The sequence below is a fragment of the Mesorhizobium sp. L-2-11 genome (assembly GCF_016756595.1).
GTDB lineage: Bacteria > Pseudomonadota > Alphaproteobacteria > Rhizobiales > Rhizobiaceae > Mesorhizobium.
Genome location: NZ_AP023260.1, coordinates 44291 through 63046, shown reverse-complemented (window position 1 = coordinate 63046; position 18756 = coordinate 44291). Strand labels below are relative to the sequence as shown.

General features: G+C 60.9%; 18 protein-coding genes and 3 pseudogenes. 15 read left to right on the top strand and 6 right to left on the bottom strand.

Features of this window, described 5'->3' with window-relative positions; translation table 11 throughout:
* The first annotated feature begins 76 nt into the window (after positions 1–76).
* Positions 77–1132, top strand: coding sequence for a helix-turn-helix domain-containing protein (locus JG739_RS34280; protein ID WP_199202507.1), 1056 nt, complete (start codon positions 77–79; stop codon positions 1130–1132).
* 312 nt (positions 1133–1444) lie between these two features.
* On the opposite strand, the pseudogene JG739_RS34275 reads toward JG739_RS34280, so the two are convergent.
* Positions 1445–2278: pseudogene (locus tag JG739_RS34275) on the bottom strand (IS1634 family transposase); the annotation flags it as partial.
* A 173-nt stretch (positions 2279–2451) separates the two neighbouring features.
* Between JG739_RS34275 and JG739_RS34270 the strand changes: the two are divergent.
* Positions 2452–3326, top strand: a pseudogene (locus tag JG739_RS34270) (IS3 family transposase); the annotation flags it as partial.
* A 7-nt stretch (positions 3327–3333) separates the two neighbouring features.
* Here the strand turns inward: JG739_RS34270 and JG739_RS34265 are convergent.
* Positions 3334–4740, bottom strand: coding sequence for an IS30 family transposase (locus tag JG739_RS34265; protein WP_202363131.1), 1407 nt, complete (start codon positions 4738–4740; stop codon positions 3334–3336).
* 37 nt (positions 4741–4777) lie between these two features.
* Here JG739_RS34265 and JG739_RS34260 point away from each other — a divergent pair.
* Both JG739_RS34260 and JG739_RS34255 read left to right on the top strand, forming a co-directional pair.
* Positions 4778–5062 (top strand): annotated as a pseudogene (locus JG739_RS34260) (IS3 family transposase); the annotation flags it as partial.
* Positions 5063–5275: 213 nt separating this feature from the next.
* A complete protein-coding gene (locus JG739_RS34255; protein ID WP_199202433.1) occupies positions 5276–5977 on the top strand; it encodes an IS6 family transposase in 702 nt (233 codons plus the stop codon).
* A gap of 20 nt (positions 5978–5997) precedes the next feature.
* Here the strand turns inward: JG739_RS34255 and JG739_RS34250 are convergent, their stop codons facing one another.
* Together JG739_RS34250 and JG739_RS34245 are read right to left on the bottom strand one after the other, a co-directional pair.
* A complete protein-coding gene (locus JG739_RS34250; RefSeq protein ID WP_202367955.1) occupies positions 5998–6165 on the bottom strand; it encodes a hypothetical protein in 168 nt (55 codons plus the stop codon).
* A 105-nt stretch (positions 6166–6270) separates the two neighbouring features.
* On the bottom strand, positions 6271–6735 hold the full coding sequence (locus JG739_RS34245) for a phasin (protein WP_199202503.1): 465 nt from the start codon (positions 6733–6735) through the stop codon (positions 6271–6273).
* An 887-nt stretch (positions 6736–7622) separates the two neighbouring features.
* Between JG739_RS34245 and JG739_RS34240 the strand changes: the two genes are divergently transcribed.
* A complete protein-coding gene (locus JG739_RS34240) occupies positions 7623–8324 on the top strand; it encodes an IS6 family transposase (RefSeq protein ID WP_199202433.1) in 702 nt (233 codons plus the stop codon).
* Here the strand turns inward: JG739_RS34240 and JG739_RS34235 are convergent.
* Positions 8283–9095 (bottom strand): ATP-dependent nuclease, encoded by an 813-nt coding sequence (locus tag JG739_RS34235; RefSeq protein WP_244750061.1) that lies wholly within the window; start codon positions 9093–9095, stop codon positions 8283–8285. The two genes, JG739_RS34240 and JG739_RS34235, sit on opposite strands and share 42 nt — an antisense overlap.
* 111 nt (positions 9096–9206) lie before the next feature.
* On the opposite strand from JG739_RS34235, the gene JG739_RS34230 reads away from it, so the two are divergent.
* On the top strand, positions 9207–9503 hold the full coding sequence (locus JG739_RS34230; protein ID WP_244750060.1) for a hypothetical protein: 297 nt from the start codon (positions 9207–9209) through the stop codon (positions 9501–9503).
* A gap of 46 nt (positions 9504–9549) precedes the next feature.
* On the opposite strand, the gene JG739_RS34225 is transcribed toward JG739_RS34230, so the two are convergent.
* Entirely contained in the window at positions 9550–10251 is a 702-nt protein-coding gene (locus tag JG739_RS34225; RefSeq protein WP_199202433.1) for an IS6 family transposase, read from the bottom strand.
* Positions 10252–10341: 90 nt separating this feature from the next.
* Between JG739_RS34225 and JG739_RS34220 the strand changes: the two genes are divergently transcribed.
* The 9 genes from JG739_RS34220 (at position 10342) to JG739_RS34180 (ending at position 18747) form a co-directional block, all read left to right on the top strand.
* Positions 10342–11223: a hypothetical protein gene (locus tag JG739_RS34220; RefSeq protein WP_202367954.1), complete on the top strand. Its 882-nt coding sequence runs from the start codon at positions 10342–10344 to the stop codon at positions 11221–11223.
* On the top strand, positions 11220–13091 hold the full coding sequence (locus JG739_RS34215) for an integrase (RefSeq protein ID WP_199202500.1): 1872 nt from the start codon (positions 11220–11222) through the stop codon (positions 13089–13091). Before JG739_RS34220 ends, JG739_RS34215 begins: the two co-directional genes overlap by 4 nt.
* On the top strand, positions 13066–13551 hold the full coding sequence (locus JG739_RS34210; RefSeq protein WP_199202499.1) for a hypothetical protein: 486 nt from the start codon (positions 13066–13068) through the stop codon (positions 13549–13551). The genes JG739_RS34215 and JG739_RS34210 overlap by 26 nt, the downstream gene beginning before the upstream one ends.
* 218 nt (positions 13552–13769) lie before the next feature.
* On the top strand, positions 13770–14429 hold the full coding sequence (locus JG739_RS34205; RefSeq protein WP_199202498.1) for a hypothetical protein: 660 nt from the start codon (positions 13770–13772) through the stop codon (positions 14427–14429).
* Positions 14380–15219 carry a hypothetical protein gene (locus JG739_RS34200; protein ID WP_202367953.1) on the top strand — a complete coding sequence of 280 codons (840 nt, stop codon included), beginning with the start codon at positions 14380–14382 and terminating at the stop codon, positions 15217–15219. Before JG739_RS34205 ends, JG739_RS34200 begins: the two co-directional genes overlap by 50 nt.
* A gap of 689 nt (positions 15220–15908) precedes the next feature.
* Positions 15909–17177 (top strand): plasmid replication protein RepC, encoded by a 1269-nt coding sequence (gene repC / locus JG739_RS34195; protein WP_199202496.1) that lies wholly within the window; start codon positions 15909–15911, stop codon positions 17175–17177.
* Entirely contained in the window at positions 17174–17692 is a 519-nt protein-coding gene (locus tag JG739_RS34190; protein ID WP_244750059.1) for a thermonuclease family protein, read from the top strand. Before repC ends, JG739_RS34190 begins: the two co-directional genes overlap by 4 nt.
* A 396-nt stretch (positions 17693–18088) precedes the next feature.
* On the top strand, positions 18089–18421 hold the full coding sequence (locus JG739_RS34185) for a DUF736 family protein (RefSeq protein WP_107652808.1): 333 nt from the start codon (positions 18089–18091) through the stop codon (positions 18419–18421).
* A 119-nt stretch (positions 18422–18540) separates the two neighbouring features.
* Positions 18541–18747 carry an antitoxin VbhA family protein gene (locus JG739_RS34180; protein ID WP_182574639.1) on the top strand — a complete coding sequence of 69 codons (207 nt, stop codon included), beginning with the start codon at positions 18541–18543 and terminating at the stop codon, positions 18745–18747.
* Positions 18748–18756 lie beyond the last annotated feature (9 nt).

Here is an 18756-nt window from a genome sequence, read left to right as displayed (position 1 = left end):
GGGCACCGTGGCAAGAGCCAAAGCTAAACGTCGGAGTATATCAGCCGTTGCGAAAGAGCGGCCAGAGGAGGGCTCAATGGCCCTCGCGCGTGAGCGGCTCGGTATCCTTGAGTTGGCGACGACGCTAGGCAACGTCGCGGAGGCGTGTCGTCGCGGCGGCATCGACCGCACGAGCTTCTACGCGTGGCGCCGCCGCTTTCGGGAGCAAGGCTTAATTGGATTGCAGGACCGGTCGCCGATTCCCCGCAATCACCCTCAGAAGACGCCACGGCAGACGGCAAGGCGGGTTGCGGCGCTCGCCTTGCAACATCCGGCATATGGTTGCAATCGCCTACAATATCTGCTGCATAGCGAGGGACTGCGCCTGTCGGCGGTCACGGTGCAGAAACTCTTGAGAGAGCGCGGCCTCGGCTGCCGTCGGCAGCGGTGGTTGACGCTTGAAGCGCTCGCTACTAAACGATCGCTCAGACTCACGGCCGAGCAGTCCGCTTTCGTCGAAGCCATCAACCCCAGCTTTCGTGAGCGTCACAGTGAAACTCAGGCGCCCGGGGAGGTGCTCTGCGCCAACATTCTGCCTGTTAGTCGCCTCCGTAACGAAGGCAAGATCTTTCTGTGTTTCGTCGTCGATATCTACTGCGCCTATGCCTTTGCAGCGCTTAAGGTCGGCTGGCATGAGCAAGCGCTCACCGAGTTGATGCAAAACTTCGTCGTACCATTCTATGGAGTGCGTGAGCTCGTAGTGAGGGAGGTGATCGCCAGCGCTGCGTTGCCATGCGGCGATTATGCGCCCACTTTCGCGACGGCTGAGATCAAATACCATGCCACTCGACTGCCCCCGGGGCATCTTCACGGCTTCGCCGAGCGTTTCGGCCGGATCGTATCCGGCGAGTTCTTTTGCGGTCGCCGTGCGGCGGTGGATCGTTTAGACATGGATTGCATGCAGACGGAGCTTAGGCTCTGGCTCGAAAAATACAACGCCAAGCGCTGTCTCGACGGCTATCGCAACTACGGGACTCCGCCGGCTGAGATGATGGACCGATGGCTCGCGGTACGCGTCCCACGACCAACTGAGCAGCCGACAATGTCAGGTGATCTGTCAAACAGCTTCCAAAACCGATTCCGTGGTTGTTGACACACGAGACCGCGCGGATCGCGCCTCGTTCGCTGCTTCGCGGACTGCGGAGCGTCTCTATGCTAGCGGACTACGTCGATATCTCCATCCGCTCGCACAGCTCACCGGCGGAACTGATCGTTGATAAGGCGTTGATAGGGGCCTTCAGCGGTCTGAAATAAAGGACTGAAAAGCCACGTTCGTTCCGATCGGCAACCTTCGTGAGGATCAAACCCTACTTCAACAGTGAGATTCTAAAAGCGTTGTGAGTTCAATGCGTTGCAGGCGCGAGAACGGGTGTTTGCACTACATTTTGCGGGTTTGGGCCGCCGCTCAAGCGGCCTGTTCGCGGATATTTTGCGGCAGGGCGACGCCGGCGGCCTGGAAGACGGACCCGACTTGGCCTTTCACGTGGGTTCGGGTGGTGATGCGCTTGCCATCCTTCTCGATCGTGGCCTCCTGCAGCCGGTCCAGGTCGCGCAGCAGATCGCCCCATTCGACGCTGAAGCCTTTGGCGGCGCAAAGATCCGCCAATTCCTTCTGCAGCAGCAGAGCCAGGAACGAGCAGAACACGTGACCGCGGATCGCCTCATCCGAGCTGTGATAGATTGGCCGGGTGCGCATCAGCGCCTTAGCCCGGCGGAACAGAACCTCCACCTGCAGAAGGTCGCGGTAGCGAAGGACCGCTTGCAGGGGCGTGATCCTGGCGTTGGTCCTTAAGACGAAGATCCCGTCATAGCGGGCCTCTTGGGCCAGCTTGCCGAGATCGATCTCGAAGGCGTCTCTGGTGACTGACTTCAAATAGCGTCGATAGGCCTTGTTGCCGATCAGCGCCTTGTCGCCTTTCTTCAGCTGCTTTTGCAGTCCCTCCACGATCGCCTGGCGATCGGCCTTGTCCTTTTCGGCCTCGGCTTCGTTGCGGCAGACGATGTAGCGCTGGCCGGAGAGCTTGACCTGTTTGACGAACAGCTGGGTCTCGCCCTTGACCCGCTCGACCAAGAGCGGCGTAAACGGCTGCTCGTCGTTCATCACCAGATCGCGCACGATGACGCTGGAGCGTTCGCGGGCGCCGAGGATGTATTCCAACTTCCGCGCCTCCAGCGCCGCGATGCTCGCCGCCGAGATCATGCCGCGATCGGCCACCACGCAGACCCGTCCCACCTTGAAGGTAAGACCTTATGTCCTTTCTGGTTGCCGGCTGTGAGGTGGTTCGCCCTACACTGGCGGTGTTGAAACGAGGGTTGCTCGTCGAGCCTATCCTCATGCCAGGAGGACGAACTGGCCTGCTGCCGGTTTCGGAGACACCGAGATAAGGTGTTTGACGGAACTGGAGAGTGGGAATGCAAAGAAGGAAGTTCAGCCGCGAGTTCAAGCTTGAGGCGGTGAGATTGATCAAGGATCGGGGCGTTGCGGTGGCCCAGGCTGCCCGCGACCTCGATGTCCACGAGAATGTGCTGCGCAAATGGGTGCGCGAGCTGTCGACCGATCCGCAGCACGCCTTTCCCGGCCACGGGCAGATGAAGCCGGAGCAGCTCGAGATTGACCGGCTGCGCAAGGAAGTCGCGAAGCTGAAGGCGGAGCGCGACATCCTAAAAAAGGCCGCAGCCTACTTCGCGAGGGAAGTGACATGAGGTTCGCTTTCATCGCGAGGCACCGGACCGTCTGGCCGGTGGCATGGCTGTGCGCCGCGCTGGACGTATCCCGCTCAGGCTTCCATGCCTGGCTCAACCGCAGCCCCAGCGCTCGCTCCCGGCACGACGAGGTGCTCGTTGCCCAGATCGACCGAAGCTTCAAGAGCAGCGACCGCACCTATGGCGCCCGCCGCGTCTGGCACGACTTATTGGCGGAAGGCCTATCTTGCGGCCTGCATCGCATCGAACGGCTGATGCGGGAGAACGGCCTGCGTGCACGTCCACGCCGACGTGGGCTGCCGAAGGATACGGGCGAGCGAGCGGCAGTGTCGGACAACCTCCTTGACCGCGCCTTCGAGGCATCGGCTCCGAACCAGAAATGGATTGCCGACTTCACTTACATCTGGACCGCAGAAGGTTGGCTCTACGTTGCCGCCGTGGTCGATCTATTCTCTCGCCGTGTCGTCGGCTGGGCGATGAAGGCCGAGATGACGGCGCAGCTCGTCACCGACGCCCTCATCATGGCGATCTGGCGCCGAGGCAAACCGGACAGCCTGCTGCATCATTCCGACCAAGGATCGCAAGGCGGATTCAAGCGGTCGTCGCAACACCGATTGTGTTCACTCGCGACAGCAACTCGTCAAGCGCTTCTGCGGGTGTTTTCCATCCCAGAGTTTTTCTCGGTCGGGCATTGAGGGCCACGGCCACGGCGGCGATCTCGTCGGCGCTGTGGACGCTCAGGTCGGTGCCTTTCGGGAAGTACTGACGCAGCAGTCCATTGGTGTTCTCGTTGGTGCCACGCTGCCATGGGCTTTGCGGATCGCAGAAGTAGACTTGGACACCCGCGTCGATCTTGAGACGATCATGCTGAGCCATTTCGGCTCCCTGATCCCAGGTCAGCGAACGCCGCAACTCTTCGGGCAAGGTGATGATGGTGCGCGTAATCGCGTCACGCACGGCTTCAGCTCCGTGTCCCGCGAGAGCAGGGCCATTCTTCATGCGCGGAGCTTCGCCATGCCCCGCAAGTCGGGGAAGATGCAGCAACATCGTGAAGCGCGTCGTACGCTCAACCAGCGTGCCGATCGCCGAGCTGCCAAGACCAAGGATGAGGTCTCCCTCCCAGTGACCCGGCACCGCGCGATCGACCGCTTCGGCGGGGCGTTGACTGATCATGATCTCCGGCGAGACAAAGCTCTTGCCTCGCCCGCGTACGCGCGCCCTGGGGACCCGCAACACGCGCCCCGTTCTCAAGCAGGCCGACAGTTCGCGGCGTAGCGCTCCCCGGCCCTGAACAAAAAGGGCCTGATAGATGGCTTCGTGGCTGATGCGCATCGTCTCGTCGTCCGGGAAGTCGATCGGCAAGCGTCGGGCAATCTGTTCCGGGCTCCAGGCCGTGGCCCACCGCCGATTCTTTCGCGGGCCATGCCGGCGGCCCTTCCACGAAACGGCGGGACCCGGAACGGGAGCGCCGCTCGGAGTCATGACGACGCCGGCCAGTCTCTGCTCAACATAAGTGCGCAAGGTCGTGTTGAGCGCAAGCTTGGTCGGTTTGGGTCGACGGGCCGATCGCTCGGCATGCCATTGGGCTGTCGATGCACGATACTCCAGGCCACCGCTGCGCGTCGCGGCATTGCGTCGTAGCTCGCGGGAGATGGTTGAGGCGGATCGGCCAAGTTGGCGACCGATCTCGCGTCTCGAAAGGCCTTGAACGCGAAGTAGTGCGATCTCCTCACGTTCCACAAACGAGAGGTACCGCCCGGACGGCGGCTTGCTCGAAGATCTGAACATCGCTGGTGCCATGCCACCCGCCTGTCGGAACAATCTGGTTCCAACAGGCTGCGACATACCAGCAGCCAGCGCAGCATCTTCGCTTGTCATTCCTTGCGCGATCCCCAACCAGAATCGCTGGAGTTCAGATCTCTCCGCCACTGGCGGACGTCCCGGTGACGGCAACGGCGCTCGTCCAGAACGGTGTGATCGTCGCTTTTGGATGCCCATCGCAACCTCCTTCGTTTAGGTGTTGCGACGACCGCTTGAATCCGCCCAATATACGAGCGAGCAGTTCCAGCGCCTGATGGCCGATAACGGCATCACATGTTCGATGAGCAGGTCGGGCAACGTGTGGGACAATGCCGCGATGGAGAGCTTCTTCTCGTCGCTGAAAACCGAGCGCACAGCCCGCAAGGTCTACAGGACGAGAGATGACGCCAGGGCGGATGTGTTCGATTACATCGAGCGCTTCTACAACCCGCGGCGCAGGCACTCGACACTGGGCTATCTGAGCCCCGTCGAGTTCGAGGAGCAAGCTATGCTAGCTTAACCTGGTGTCCGAAAAATCGGCAGCAGGCCAAACCGTGGAAGAGTATAGCGAAGTTTTCGTAGGATTGGATGTTGCAAAGGATCGACATGCTGTTGCTCTCGCCGAGAGCGGGCGTACCGGCGAGGTTCGATATGTCGGAGAGATATCCTCCGATAGTGCGTCAGGGCATCGTCAACTTAACGAAGCTTGGATACCGATGTGCGATGACGGGCTATGACAGAGCGTGACCCACTCTACCGCCGCCACCGCTTTCCCGCCGAGATCATCGCCCATGCTGTCTGGCTCTATTTCCGTTTTCCTCTCAGTTTGCGAATGGTCGAGGACTTGCTGGCGGCACGAGGGATTATTGTCTCGCATCAGACAGTCCGGCTTTGGGCAGAGAAATTCGGGCGGACCTTTGCCAGCGAGATCCGCCGCCGCTCAGCGGGTCGGCTGGGTGACAAGTGGCATCTCGACGAGGCCGTCGTTTCGATCCGCGGCAAGAAGCACTGGCTCTGGCGCGCCGTCGATCAGGACGGTTTCGTCCTGGAGGTTCTGGTGCAAAGTCGTCGCAATGCCAAGGCGGCCAAGCGTCTGATGCGCAAGCTGTTGAAGGGCCAAGGCCGCGCGCCGCGCGTGATGATCACCGACAAGCTTCGGTCTTACGACGCTGCAAAGCGAGAGATCATGCCGGGGGTCGAACACCGTTCGCATAAAGGCTTGAACAATCGGGCGGAGAACTCCCATCAGCCAGTCCGGCGACGGGAACGGATCATGAAACGCTACAAGTCACAACGCCATTTGCAGCGCTTCGTCTCAATTCATGATCCGATTGCCAACCTGTTTCACATCCCCCGCCACGAAATCTCCTCCAGCCATCATCGCGAACTGCGTTCAGAGGCAATGAACCTGTGGGCAAAAATCGCGCGGGCTTGAACCGCCGTGGGGCAAGCGGGCTACGACCGCCTCGCGCTCTTTAAGTTTACGATGCCCAGCAGCTGCCAGTAGGCATCCGTTGCAGGCTGGGCCGCGAAGTAGAACGAATCCTGCCTGCGTTCTTCCACAGCGCCGAAGCGCTTGTTGTGGAAGTCGCGTTCACGTTCGGGACGTTCTTGATACGCCATGGGCTGGTTCTCCGCAATTTGAACCATCTCCACTGGACTTGGGCATCGCCCCCAATATGGAGGTCAGACCGGCCTGACGCCCAGGTATTTTCAGCGCTTGAGGTATCAGGCGGCCTTGAGGTCCCAAAGTGTCTTCTCGAAGATCTCCTTGACCGGTTTGGAGATATCGGTCACCGCCTTGGTAGTGAGCGCTTGAAAATCCTTAGCCTGCTCGAGCCCCATTTCGACGCGCTTGCGTAGAAATGTGGTCTGCAGCTCAATTACCTCGGACAGCGAGTTCGCGCCGGCTAGAGCTTGAAGATGCGAAAAGTCGGCGTCGACATTGGCGCGCAGCGCGGCGATCGTCGCCAGCGACACCTCGTTGCCGACTGACCTAGCGGTTTCAAAGGTCGACTTAAGCACTTTCTTAGCCTCATCGGCGCCGAGCTGGAATTTGGCAAGCGCTTCTTTCGATTGCTCGACGCCCTTTTCGGCGGCCGCGCGAAACTGATCGGTGGCCTTGCTGGGGTCGAATGGCTGGAATTCGTCGGTTTCAGCGGTTTGGCCAGACTTGTCTGTGATCTTGGACATTTCCGGATCCTTTTGGTTGGTGGTGGTTTGTTACCTGCACACAATGAACATGCATATGCCGTGCCAAAAGGGGAAATCGTTTCGGAACAACACGATGTCTCGAATGCAGCTGTGTCCGAATGCAGCTGTGTCCTATGTCCGACATCACGCGATAAAATGGGCAAATGTCGCATCCGGCCATGATCGGGCACGCGTGATTGTTGCGGCAATCGAAGCGCATGCTGGAGCTGTTCACCCGGAGGCCAAAAGGGATCACGCTTCCGGAGCCGGCGGTGGTCACAAGGATCGTCGCGGAAGATGATGCCGCAAGTTTGTCCGCCATTCTGCTCGACGACGACCACTACTACGCCGCCATCGCCGCAGCGCGGCGTATCGACCGTCGACGAGAGCCTCCTTCCTTATCCTGTTTAAGGCCCGCGCCTTCCTCGACCTGTCGGCACGCGTGGCGGCCGGGGAAAAGATGATTCCAAGACTATCAAAAAACATCGCAACAACATCGTTCGCTTTTCGCTATTACTGGCAGCCGACGTCGCCATCGACTTCGGGGAGACCATCAGGAACGATGTGCGGAAGTTTCTCAAGGCGATCGAGGAAGGCGAGGACGTCGACACGAAGTCACTCGGCTTGAAGGCGCCGATCCAAGTGGTCTTGGCCAGACTACGCTCCGCTTACGCCATCTACAGCCGAACAGGAAGTCGCGGACCGGGCGTTTTGGCCGAAACTGCCCGCGGGCGGCCTCACGAGGTTCGTGTTCCTTGCGGTGTCGATCATCGTTTCCCGGCAGGGGAACGGAGGCGACCGTCAATGGGATACAAGGTGCTTCAGGCTGGATGCGTTGGGCATCGTCAACTTAACGAAGCTTGGATACCGATGTGCGATGACGGGCTATGACAGAGCGTGACCCACTCTACCGCCGCCACCGCTTTCCCGCCGAGATCATCGCCCATGCTGTCTGGCTCTATTTCCGTTTTCCTCTCAGTTTGCGAATGGTCGAGGACTTGCTGGCGGCACGAGGGATTATTGTCTCGCATCAGACAGTCCGGCTTTGGGCAGAGAAATTCGGGCGGACCTTTGCCAGCGAGATCCGCCGCCGCTCAGCGGGTCGGCTGGGTGACAAGTGGCATCTCGACGAGGCCGTCGTTTCGATCCGCGGCAAGAAGCACTGGCTCTGGCGCGCCGTCGATCAGGACGGTTTCGTCCTGGAGGTTCTGGTGCAAAGTCGTCGCAATGCCAAGGCGGCCAAGCGTCTGATGCGCAAGCTGTTGAAGGGCCAAGGCCGCGCGCCGCGCGTGATGATCACCGACAAGCTTCGGTCTTACGACGCTGCAAAGCGAGAGATCATGCCGGGGGTCGAACACCGTTCGCATAAAGGCTTGAACAATCGGGCGGAGAACTCCCATCAGCCAGTCCGGCGACGGGAACGGATCATGAAACGCTACAAGTCACAACGCCATTTGCAGCGCTTCGTCTCAATTCATGATCCGATTGCCAACCTGTTTCACATCCCCCGCCACGAAATCTCCTCCAGCCATCATCGCGAACTGCGTTCAGAGGCAATGAACCTGTGGGCAAAAATCGCGCGGGCTTGAACCGCCGTGGGGCAAGCGGGCTACGACCGCCTCGCGCTCTTTAAGTTTACGATGCCCGCGCAGTTCCTGATTCAGGCGGCTGACGATGGGCGCCAGGCGCTCGTCCTCCTCAAGTCGGGCTTCCGGCGCGCGCAATCTGTCCCGCTCGCTAAGGACGGACTCTGAGGGCTGGCCTTCGCCAGCCGCGATGACCCTGCGAAACAACTCCGACCCGAACGACACCGTCCGGTCCCATGTACGAGCGGCCGGCACGAGGAAGAACCCGATGTCGCGGATCAGACGAGCGGAAAAGGCGGTGGCGCTCTCATCGGCAAAGACATCGCCCACCGCATCGTCATCATGGAAGTACCGGAGTGTCTCCACCTCGAGTGACGGCCTGTGAAATCGAGCGGCGAAAGCGACCTGGCAAGCGAGCTTCCACGATTGGTCTTCGCGCGCGGGCATCACCGCGCCATCTACCGGATTCCACCATTTGACGATCCCCCGATCGTTCCGAAACCAGTCCATATGCTGAGCCGGATCGTTGCCATCAAAGCCGATCACCGTCGCGACAAGGCGAATGCGGTCCGCTGGCTGGGGATTGCTGCCGTAGAAGTCATGCTCGGTCAGTTGGCGGACCATTCGGTCTCGGCCGAACAGGAGAGCCAATGCCTCGACGACTGTAGTCTTCCCGCAGTTATTTGAACCAACGAGGACGGTATGAGGTGAAAAGCGGACGACGCCTTCACGGATACCGCGAAAATTCTCGATCTCTAGTTTTGCGATTTGCACGATTCTTCCCCCACAAGTGCTTATAAAATATTTCCTTGCTATGTGACAGGTTTAGACATGCCATATCCGGTCTTCGGAGCACGCACCTGCCTCTAAAATGAGGGATAGCATATGACCGTCGAATGGACGCCGGTGTTCGTCCTGCCAAACGTGCCGCTCGACCAGGCGGTCGAATGCGAGATCGCGGCGATAGCGCCGGCTCACGACCCTCGTGTCGGAGCCCTGACGCGTGCCCATCCGACGTTCAAGCAATTCCTCAATCGCTTCTCGGACAATTTTGGAGCGAAGTCCGCGCCGCCAAGCTTCCGCGATGTCGCGTCTTTCTCGGAATCTCCGCGATTGGTGCAAACGCCACTCCTATGTTGTCACGGCAAGGTCGGCTTTAGGGCGGCCGTAAGGGCATCGTAAACTTAAAGAGCGCGAGGCGGTCGTAGCCCGCTTGCCCCACGGCGGTTCAAGCCCGCGCGATTTTTGCCCACAGGTTCATTGCCTCTGAACGCAGTTCGCGATGATGGCTGGAGGAGATTTCGTGGCGGGGGATGTGAAACAGGTTGGCAATCGGATCATGAATTGAGACGAAGCGCTGCAAATGGCGTTGTGACTTGTAGCGTTTCATGATCCGTTCCCGTCGCCGGACTGGCTGATGGGAGTTCTCCGCCCGATTGTTCAAGCCTTTATGCGAACGGTGTTCGACCCCCGGCATGATCTCTCGCTTTGCAGCGTCGTAAGACCGAAGCTTGTCGGTGATCATCACGCGCGGCGCGCGGCCTTGGCCCTTCAACAGCTTGCGCATCAGACGCTTGGCCGCCTTGGCATTGCGACGACTTTGCACCAGAACCTCCAGGACGAAACCGTCCTGATCGACGGCGCGCCAGAGCCAGTGCTTCTTGCCGCGGATCGAAACGACGGCCTCGTCGAGATGCCACTTGTCACCCAGCCGACCCGCTGAGCGGCGGCGGATCTCGCTGGCAAAGGTCCGCCCGAATTTCTCTGCCCAAAGCCGGACTGTCTGATGCGAGACAATAATCCCTCGTGCCGCCAGCAAGTCCTCGACCATTCGCAAACTGAGAGGAAAACGGAAATAGAGCCAGACAGCATGGGCGATGATCTCGGCGGGAAAGCGGTGGCGGCGGTAGAGTGGGTCACGCTCTGTCATAGCCCGTCATCGCACATCGGTATCCAAGCTTCGTTAAGTTGACGATGCCGGCGCGACTGCCAGAGCCCGCATCCGCTCGACGAGCATCGGGTGATGATCGACTGGGGCAAGCCGCGCGCCGGCGCGAAGGTGAAGCGGGCGCAGCGCCGTTCGTTCGATCGCAGGCGGCCCTATGCGGCGCCCCATCTGGTCGATCGGCTGATCGTGATGACCGCGCCGCTAGCTGCCCATACGCGTCCCCAGGAGCGCGACATGCTGTTCCTCCTGAAGAGCGAGAAGACGGGTGCGGTTGCTGTGATCCCGATGGGCACGCTTCACAAGGGGGTCAAGCGGTTCATCGACCGCGCCAATGCCCGGATCGCGATCTGGAACCGCGCCGCGCCCGAGCGGCGACGCGAGCCACTGCCCGACTTCGCGGCGGCGTTCCTACGGGGCAGTGCTGCGACGCGAGTCTATACGGCGAGCCAGGGCGATCTGATCGCGGCCCAGGCGCTGCTCAACCATGCGCGCATCGACACGACCGAGCGTTATGTGCGCGGTCCCGAGGCGGAACGCACTCAGGCCCAGACCATCGCTCGTGCGCAGGCCCTGATGATCGGATGGGTTATGGGCGAGACTTCTCCTTCCGAAACCATACCGGCACCGCTGCCGGCCAGCGTTCCGTTCGGCCATGACTGCCTCAACTTGCTTGCCGGCGACAGGCCGGGCAAGCTGTGTTCCCAGCTTGGTGCCTGCCTGCGCTGTCCTGGGCTGGTGATCCCGCTCGATACCGAACATCTGGCGCGTATCCTCCAGGCGATCGAAGCGCTGGAGGCAGCGCGGCTACGGCTTGATCCGGCACGCTGGGCGCTGATCTACGCCGAGAGCCATCGCATCCTGACAGGGGATATCCTGCCCGACTTCCCCGACGAACTGTACGAGCCGGCGCGCGCGATCATGGCGACATTGCCGGTGCTGCCGGTGCTCGAATGATCGCCGCACCGACCCTTGCGACGGCGTTCGCGCCCGAAATCCCGATATCGTCGCGCTCGCGCTTTTGCGACGACATCTGGCATCTGGACGGCATCAGGCCCGGCAGCAACCGCAGCGACTTCTCGCTCGACTGGAGCTTCGCCATCGGAACCGGTCGGTTCACCGATCCCGGCTTCACGGGCTGGCGCGAAGCAGCAAAGACGCTGCTGTGGAGCGCCAAGGTTGACCCGCCGCCGGGGCGGCAGCACCTGCATGACGGCACGCTCGCATCGCTGTTCAAGGGACTGCGCCTGTTGATCCGTTGGATGGAGAGCCAAGGCTACCGTCGGTTCACCGAGCTTGACCGTGAGGCGAGCGAGCGGTTCCTTGCGGCAATGGCCGAGCGCCGCAACCCCAACGGGGAGCTGATCGCTGCCGCCACCCTCGACCATTACCGCCGCCTCGTGATCCTGCTTTACCTGCAGGGTGCCCGCTATCGGCAACTAGCGATCGGCGATCCGTTCCCAGGCATGACCGGCATGTTCAAGAAGCAGCATAGGGGCTGGCTGCCCTATACGCCTGATGCGATCGCGGTGCCGCTCATCAGCTCCGCGCTGCGGCTCATCGGTCCTGCGGCCGACGATGTGCTTGCGCTCTATGCGCAGGCACAGGGCGCCTATGATACCGCGCTCGCCTCGGGCCTTACGCCCACCAAGGCGGGCTTTCGAGTCACCGATACGATTGCCTCGTTCCGGTTCCAGACACTTCCCGAGGAAGATGGACCTTGGCAGCCGGCGCCGGTGACCAGCACCAAGACGGTGCGCCAGCTCGTCGACCGCCTGTACGACGCCTGCTTCGTGACCATCGCCTACTTGGTCGGCGCACGCGTCTCCGAAATCCTCGGGCTACGTGTGGGCTGCATCGAACGTCACGCCTCCGCCACGGGCGACGAGCGGTTCGCCTATCTTGCCGGGCGCATCTACAAGACCACGCGCGGCCATCAAGGGGATGCCCATCGCTGGGTCGCGCCGGAACCCGTCGCGCGGGCAGTCGCGGTGATGGAGCAGCTCTCCGAGCCGCTTCGTCACCGCTCGGGGCGAAGCGAGCTGTTCCTGATCACGTCGAGCACGGGGCTGATCGGTCCCGCGGTCGAAATCGACCTGCCGATCGCCAATACCATCATCCGCCGGCTCAACATGCTGTTTGCACCGTTTATCGATCTGCCGCTGCACGATGAGGGAGCCTGGCATCTCAATACGCATCAGGGTCGCAAGACGTTCGCGCGGTTCGTCGGCAAGCGCGACCGCACCGGGCTTGCTGCACTCCAGGCCCATCTTGGCCATGTAACGCGGGTAATGACTGACCGCGGCTACGTCGGCACTGACTTCCAGCTCGACGAGCTGATCGATCGGCATGCGCAGGAAGAGACTCGCGCAGCGCTGGAGGAGATGCTCACCGCTTCGGCACTCGGCGGCAAGGCCGGTCGCAGTATCGCCCATCGCTCCCGGTTCCGCGGCCGCACCCGGAACGGCGACGTCCAGGCCTATGTCGACTTCCTCATGGCAGAGACTGACCTGCGGCTTGGCGTGTGCGACTGGGGCTACTGCGTCTATCGCCCGGAGACCTCCGCCTGCTTCGGCGGCGAAGCCGGCCCCAATCCAGTGCTGAGGACCGAGACGACCTGCTCGACCTGCGCCAACTTTGCGGTCACGCCCAAACACCGGCCAGTGTGGGAAGCACGGCGAACCCGGAATGTAGCACTGCTCGAACAGCCGGCGCTCGACGCCGGTAGCAGGGCACTTGCCGAGGTCAGAATCGCGGAATGCGACCGCATCCTTGCCCAGCTCGACGAGGGAATATCCCATGCCGACGAAACACAGCCATCATAAGCAGCGTCTGCGGAAGACCGAGACCCGGCTCAACGACGCGCTCGACCGTCTTCGCAAGGGCTGCCCGATCCACCCGCTCCATAAGCATGGTTACACGCTCACAGTCGCCGCGCTCGCGCGCGAGGCCGGCGTGGCCCGCAACGCGATCTACACCAACCACCGCGCCATCATCGATGACCTTCACGCGATCATTGGCGATCCAGTGAAGCCCATAACGACCTGGCAGGACAAGCTTGACGAGTTGCACGGGCTGATCCGCATTATGAAGCAGGAGCAACGGCAGTTGATCAGCGAAAACGCGCTGCTGTTGCAGCGCGCCCTCGCAGCCGAAGCGGCGGCGGACCGCCATCGACGTCACAATGCTCGGCTGATCGCCGAGCGCGACACCGCGCTGCGCGCGGTGCCGATCGACCCGCGCCATAAAAGGACAGCGTTGCGTGACGATACCGCCGAAAACTGACGGAATATCCGCGAGAAAATGCCACGAAGGACAGTTGACACCTGACCTAACCGCTTCATCCGGTCGACCAGTACGAGGCGTTCCGCGATCTGGCGGACGAAGGCAAGTCGGTCCCCGATATTGCCGCACGGTTCGGCACGACCGAAACGATTGTGCGCCGCCGCCTTGCCCTTGGTCGCGTGTCACCGCGCCTCCTGGAGGCTCACCGCAACGAGGATATGACCTTTGACCAGCTTTCGGCCTTCACGATCAGCGACGATCACGAGGCGCAGGAACGGGTATGGAATGAACTGCCAACGTGGAACCGCTACGCATCAAACATTCGTTCCGCACTTGCTGGCGAGGGCGTTCGGGCCAGCGACAAGCGGCTCAAATTCCTTGGCGGGCTGGACGCCTACGAGGCGGCAGGCGGAACCGTCAAGCGCGACCTGTTTGATGACAAGGAAGGCGGTTTTGCGGTCGATGTCGTGAAGCTGGATGCCCTTGTAGCAGCCAAGCTTGAAAGCGCAGCCAAGGCCGTGAAGGCGGAAGGCTGGAAATGGGTCGAGATCATGCCCGATGTATCTTATGACACCTTCCAGACCTACGGGCGGCGCTATCCCGAACAGGTGCCGTTGTCCGAGGCCGAACAAGCCGAACTTGACCAGCTCACCGCAGAATATGACGAGCTGGCGGAGTTGATCGAGGCCGAGGCCGTCGATGAAGGGGCTGACGCGAAGATCGAGGAAATCGACAAGCGGATCACCGCGTTGCAGGATCGCACAGAAGTCTATGCGCCGGAAGTTTTAGAGATCAGTGGCGCGATCGTCACGCTGACGAACTACGGCGATGTGCGGATCGAGCGTGGTCTTGTGCTGCCCCGAGGATGGCCGGGATGACGAGGCCGATGGCGACGACAAGGGCGGCAACGGCGTTGAAAAACCACAGGAAGTGGGACAGCCGAAGGTGACGCATTCGGCGGCGCTCGTCGAGGACCTGACCGCTCAAAAGACGGCGGCGCTACGGGTCGAACTCGCGAACAATCACGATATAGCCTTGGCGGCCGTGGTTCACGCGATGCTGTTGAGTGTGGTCTATGATTACTGCTCGAACGTAGATAGCGCGCTGCAAATCAGGCTGACACATGAGCATATCGAAACCAGCATGAAGCGGCGCGACGCCTGCCGAGCCGTGGCGGAGTTTGAAGGCCTTCGCGAGACATGGGGCGATCATATCCCCGGCAACCCTGCCGATCTGTGGGAATGGTGCTTGCAACAGAACCGCGACGAACTGTTGTCGCTTCTGGCTTTTGCGGCGGCTCATTCCGTCAACGCGGTGCGGAAGCTTCACTGCTATGACCGGAAAGGCGCATTCGAGCACGCAGACCAGCTTGGACAGGCTCTTGCGGTGAACATGACGAAATGGTTCGAGCCGACCGGCGACAGCAATTTCTCGCATATCAACCGCCAAAGCATCGAGGCCGTCATTCGGGAGGAGAAGGGTGATCAGGCCGCGCTTGCCGTTAAGGCGGCGGGCAAGAAGTTGGAAGCCGTCGGCATTGCAGAGCGGATGGTCGTTGATAGCGGTTGGCTTCCGGAGCCTGTGAGGATTTCTATTCCTGCTGCCGACACAAAGCGCGACGACGCCGATTTCGATGAAGAAACACCTCATCCCGTAGCGGCTGAATAATCATCAGCCGCTTGCCGGTCGCGCTTTCTCGGGCGCGATCGGTTTACCGCGCCTGCCTGCTCAAGCTCATCAATGCCTGTGTCGAGAACCCGCACATGTCGATTGGGCAGACATTCAGGACGCGCTTACCGTGGCGCTTGAAGCCTTCGGCCTTCCGGGAACGTTCATCGACGGCCGCTGATGCGATCGGGGCCGGATCGACCAACCCCGATCCGCATTGAGGGGAGGCCCCCTCCCCTCAAACTCCCCTTCCCGCCCGCAGAAAAACCGGCTCGGAAACCAGGCCGGCTTTGCTGCCGTTCATATATCCAAGAAGGTAAAGCAGATAAAGCGCGCGCCGGAGAGTGTCGAGCTATGAAGTGCCTGAAAGCCGTGGGAGAGTGGTTTTGTTTGCTACCGGTGGTAGCACAATTGTTGCGCCAAAATGGATATTCGAGTTATGGTTCTGCAAATCACCCGGAATCATGATTCCGAGTCACGCGAACTAGCACCTACGACGGAGAAGACGAACCGACCAGAAAAAGAAAACCGCCCCGAAACGAATCCCGGAAGCGGTTTGCGAATAATCAATTTAGCCAAAATCTTTGTCGCAAACCTCCCTTCCTCTGTCAACCTGAAAAACACTGTTTCGGTGAACGGGATTGTTTTGTCTGGTCTCCACGACAAAGGAGACGAGAGTGGGAGAACCTATGCCACTGAAGCGGCCGATCGGCCGCCGAATGACACCGCAACGCGCCGAATATCGGCGACGGGCACAGTCCGCCGAGATCGGAGTGGTGACGCGCGGTCAGCTCGCCGTGCTCGCGCACAACCTGCCCTGCACAGGCTTGATCAACGCGACCGAAAGCCATCTTCTGGTCACGCTGATCAACACTGCGCCGGGCGAGGCCTTCGAGAAAGCCGGGAGGCCGATCATCTTCAAGTCCAACCAGCAGCTCGCCTTCGAAATCAATCGTTCGGCCGGCCGGGTGAGCCGCATGCTGTCGAGCCTCTTCGACACCGGCCTTGTCACCATGCAGGATAGTGGCAACTACAAGCGCTATCCGGTGCGCAGTGCCAGCGGCTCGATTGTCGATGGTTGCGGTATCGACCTGCGTATTCTTATCGTCCGCTACCGCGAACTCGACGATCTGGTGCGACAGGCGAAGGCGGAGAAGGCGACCGCCCGCGCGGCGTTGCGACGATATCGTGGCGCACTGCGCAATCTCCGGTGCGCTTTGGCGACGGTTACCGACCTTTCAGAGCGCGCCCGAGCACGGCAAGAGGCGCGTCTTGAACGGGTCGTTGCCCTGGTCGGCACAGCCGCAAAAGCCTCGAGCGGCGTGTTGCGCCGCGCAACGGCGCTTGTCGAGTGGTTCATCGAACGGGTCTTGCAACTTCCACGTCGCCCGCAAGTCGCGTCTGAAGCGGAAGAGTCGACATGCATGTATGCCGAAAACGACATGCACAAACAGACTACAACCCCTGATCCCATTGCAAATAGTAATGAGAATCGGCGTTCGGCTACCGCCGAACAACCCAATCTGTTAGAGGCTGGCTCCGCCAGCCAATGGGCTTATGAAACAAGCCTGGGGCGAGGTTCATACCAAGTCAACCAGCCGAAGCGCCTGCCGCATGTTGTTATGGCGTTGCAGGACGTTTTACGGGCGATACCGGCGTTGAGAACTTACGGGTTTGCCCTGCCCCGGACTTGGGCCGATTTGGCGCGGCTCGTGCCCCAAATGTGCTGTATTGCCGGCATTTCCGACGATGCACGGCGCTGCGCTGTCGCCCAAATGGGCGAACAGCAGGCGGCCGTTGCAATTGCGGTGACGTTGCAGAAATTCGACCGGCAGGAAGTTTCGTCGCCGGGCGGCTATTTACGGGCGATGACGGATCGCGCCGCCGCCGGCGAGCTTCATCTTGCCCGCTCAGTTTTCGGGCTTGCGGCCCGCAATCTTATGGAGACGGTGAATTGAAGTATCTCGTGCGTTATATTCTCGCGGCCGTTGTTTGCATCAGCGTCGGCGCGGCCGATGCCGATCCGGCCAGCTGGTCCGGCACGGCCCGCGTGATCGACGGAGACACGATCAGCGTGCGCCAGCAGCGCATTCGGATCGCGGCGATCGACGCTTGCGAACTCGACCAGACAGGCCTTCGCGACGGGGAGGTCTGGCAATGCGGCCTTGCAGGTCGGGCCTTTCTTCGGCGAATGATCGACGGGAAACACGTCCGTTGCCGGATCATCGACCGCGACCGCTATCGGCGCCTGGTCGGACAGTGCTTCTACGATGAAACCGACATTGGCCTGGCAATGGTCGGCGCCGGCCTTGCCGAATCCATGCTTCGATATCTGCCGTCGTCCCATGCGATCAACCTGGTCGAGTATGGCGAGGCCGAGAACAGCGCCCGAGACAGAAGGCTTGGCATCTGGTCGGCCGAGATCGAGAGTCCGCATCTCTATCGGCGCGCCAAGAAGTCTCCGGCGCCTTGAACTCTCATACCCAAATCGGCTACACGACCTTTCAGTGGCAATGAAGCAATTTGCTTCTCGAATCTTGCGGCGAACGGCATGAATGCGTTGCGTCGCCGCGAAAGATGAATAAAATGAGGCCACCTATTGCCGCTTCAGGTCGTCAGCGAGCCGGGGGATATAGCCAATGATGTTCATCCCTCACCCCTCCATGGCGGTTGCTTTTGACGCTCGTTCGCACGTCGACGCGGTTTGCGCAAATCCGGACTCCGCAAAAATTTCCCCGCCTGCGGCTTCCTCGCGCAGCAAATTTTTCCGGCCTCCGGCTTCCTCCGCTACCGCTTCGGCCTGCGGTGCGCACCGCTTTCCGCCGTGCCCGTGAACAATCGTCGCAACCACCAAAGAGGAGTGACTGACATGACCACCACCAACTTCATCCAGTTCGACACCGACGACCTGGACGCCGCCAAGGGCAACGGCCTAATCTCCACCATCGATCGCGACCTGGACATCCACGTTGTCCCGTTCGACTCGAGCAACGAGAAAGCCCCGACGCACCGCGTCTATGCCAAGTCTCCCCGCGGCTATGACATCGAGGTCGGCGGCATCTGGAAGAAGACCAGCGAGGCGAAAAAGCCCTACTACACTTTGTCGATCAAGCGTCTCGGCTTCAACGCCAATCTCGGCCGCTACCCCGGCCAGGACGATCCCACCCTGCAGGCGATAATCGAATGGGATCCCCGCGATTGATTGACGTGAAGCGCCCGGCCTCGAGCCGGGCGCATTCCTCACAAGGCCGATAAATGCCGCAAACCGCTCGATTTTCAGCGGTTTTTCTGCTAATGTTTGTCGCTATTGGAGATCTGTTGATGAATATCCATTCGACCCGTCCGGACCGCTCGCCGGAAGCCGTTGCAAAGCGCCGGAAGGCGACAGATCAGGCACGCGCGGCCAATATCCGGCAGGGCTACACGCACGATCCGGTACTGGAGGAAGCGACGGCGGCCTACGTCGCCGGCGATATCACCCGGGAAGAGTATCGCCTGCGTGTCGTGCGGCCGGCGAAACGGGCATAGCCGAAACAC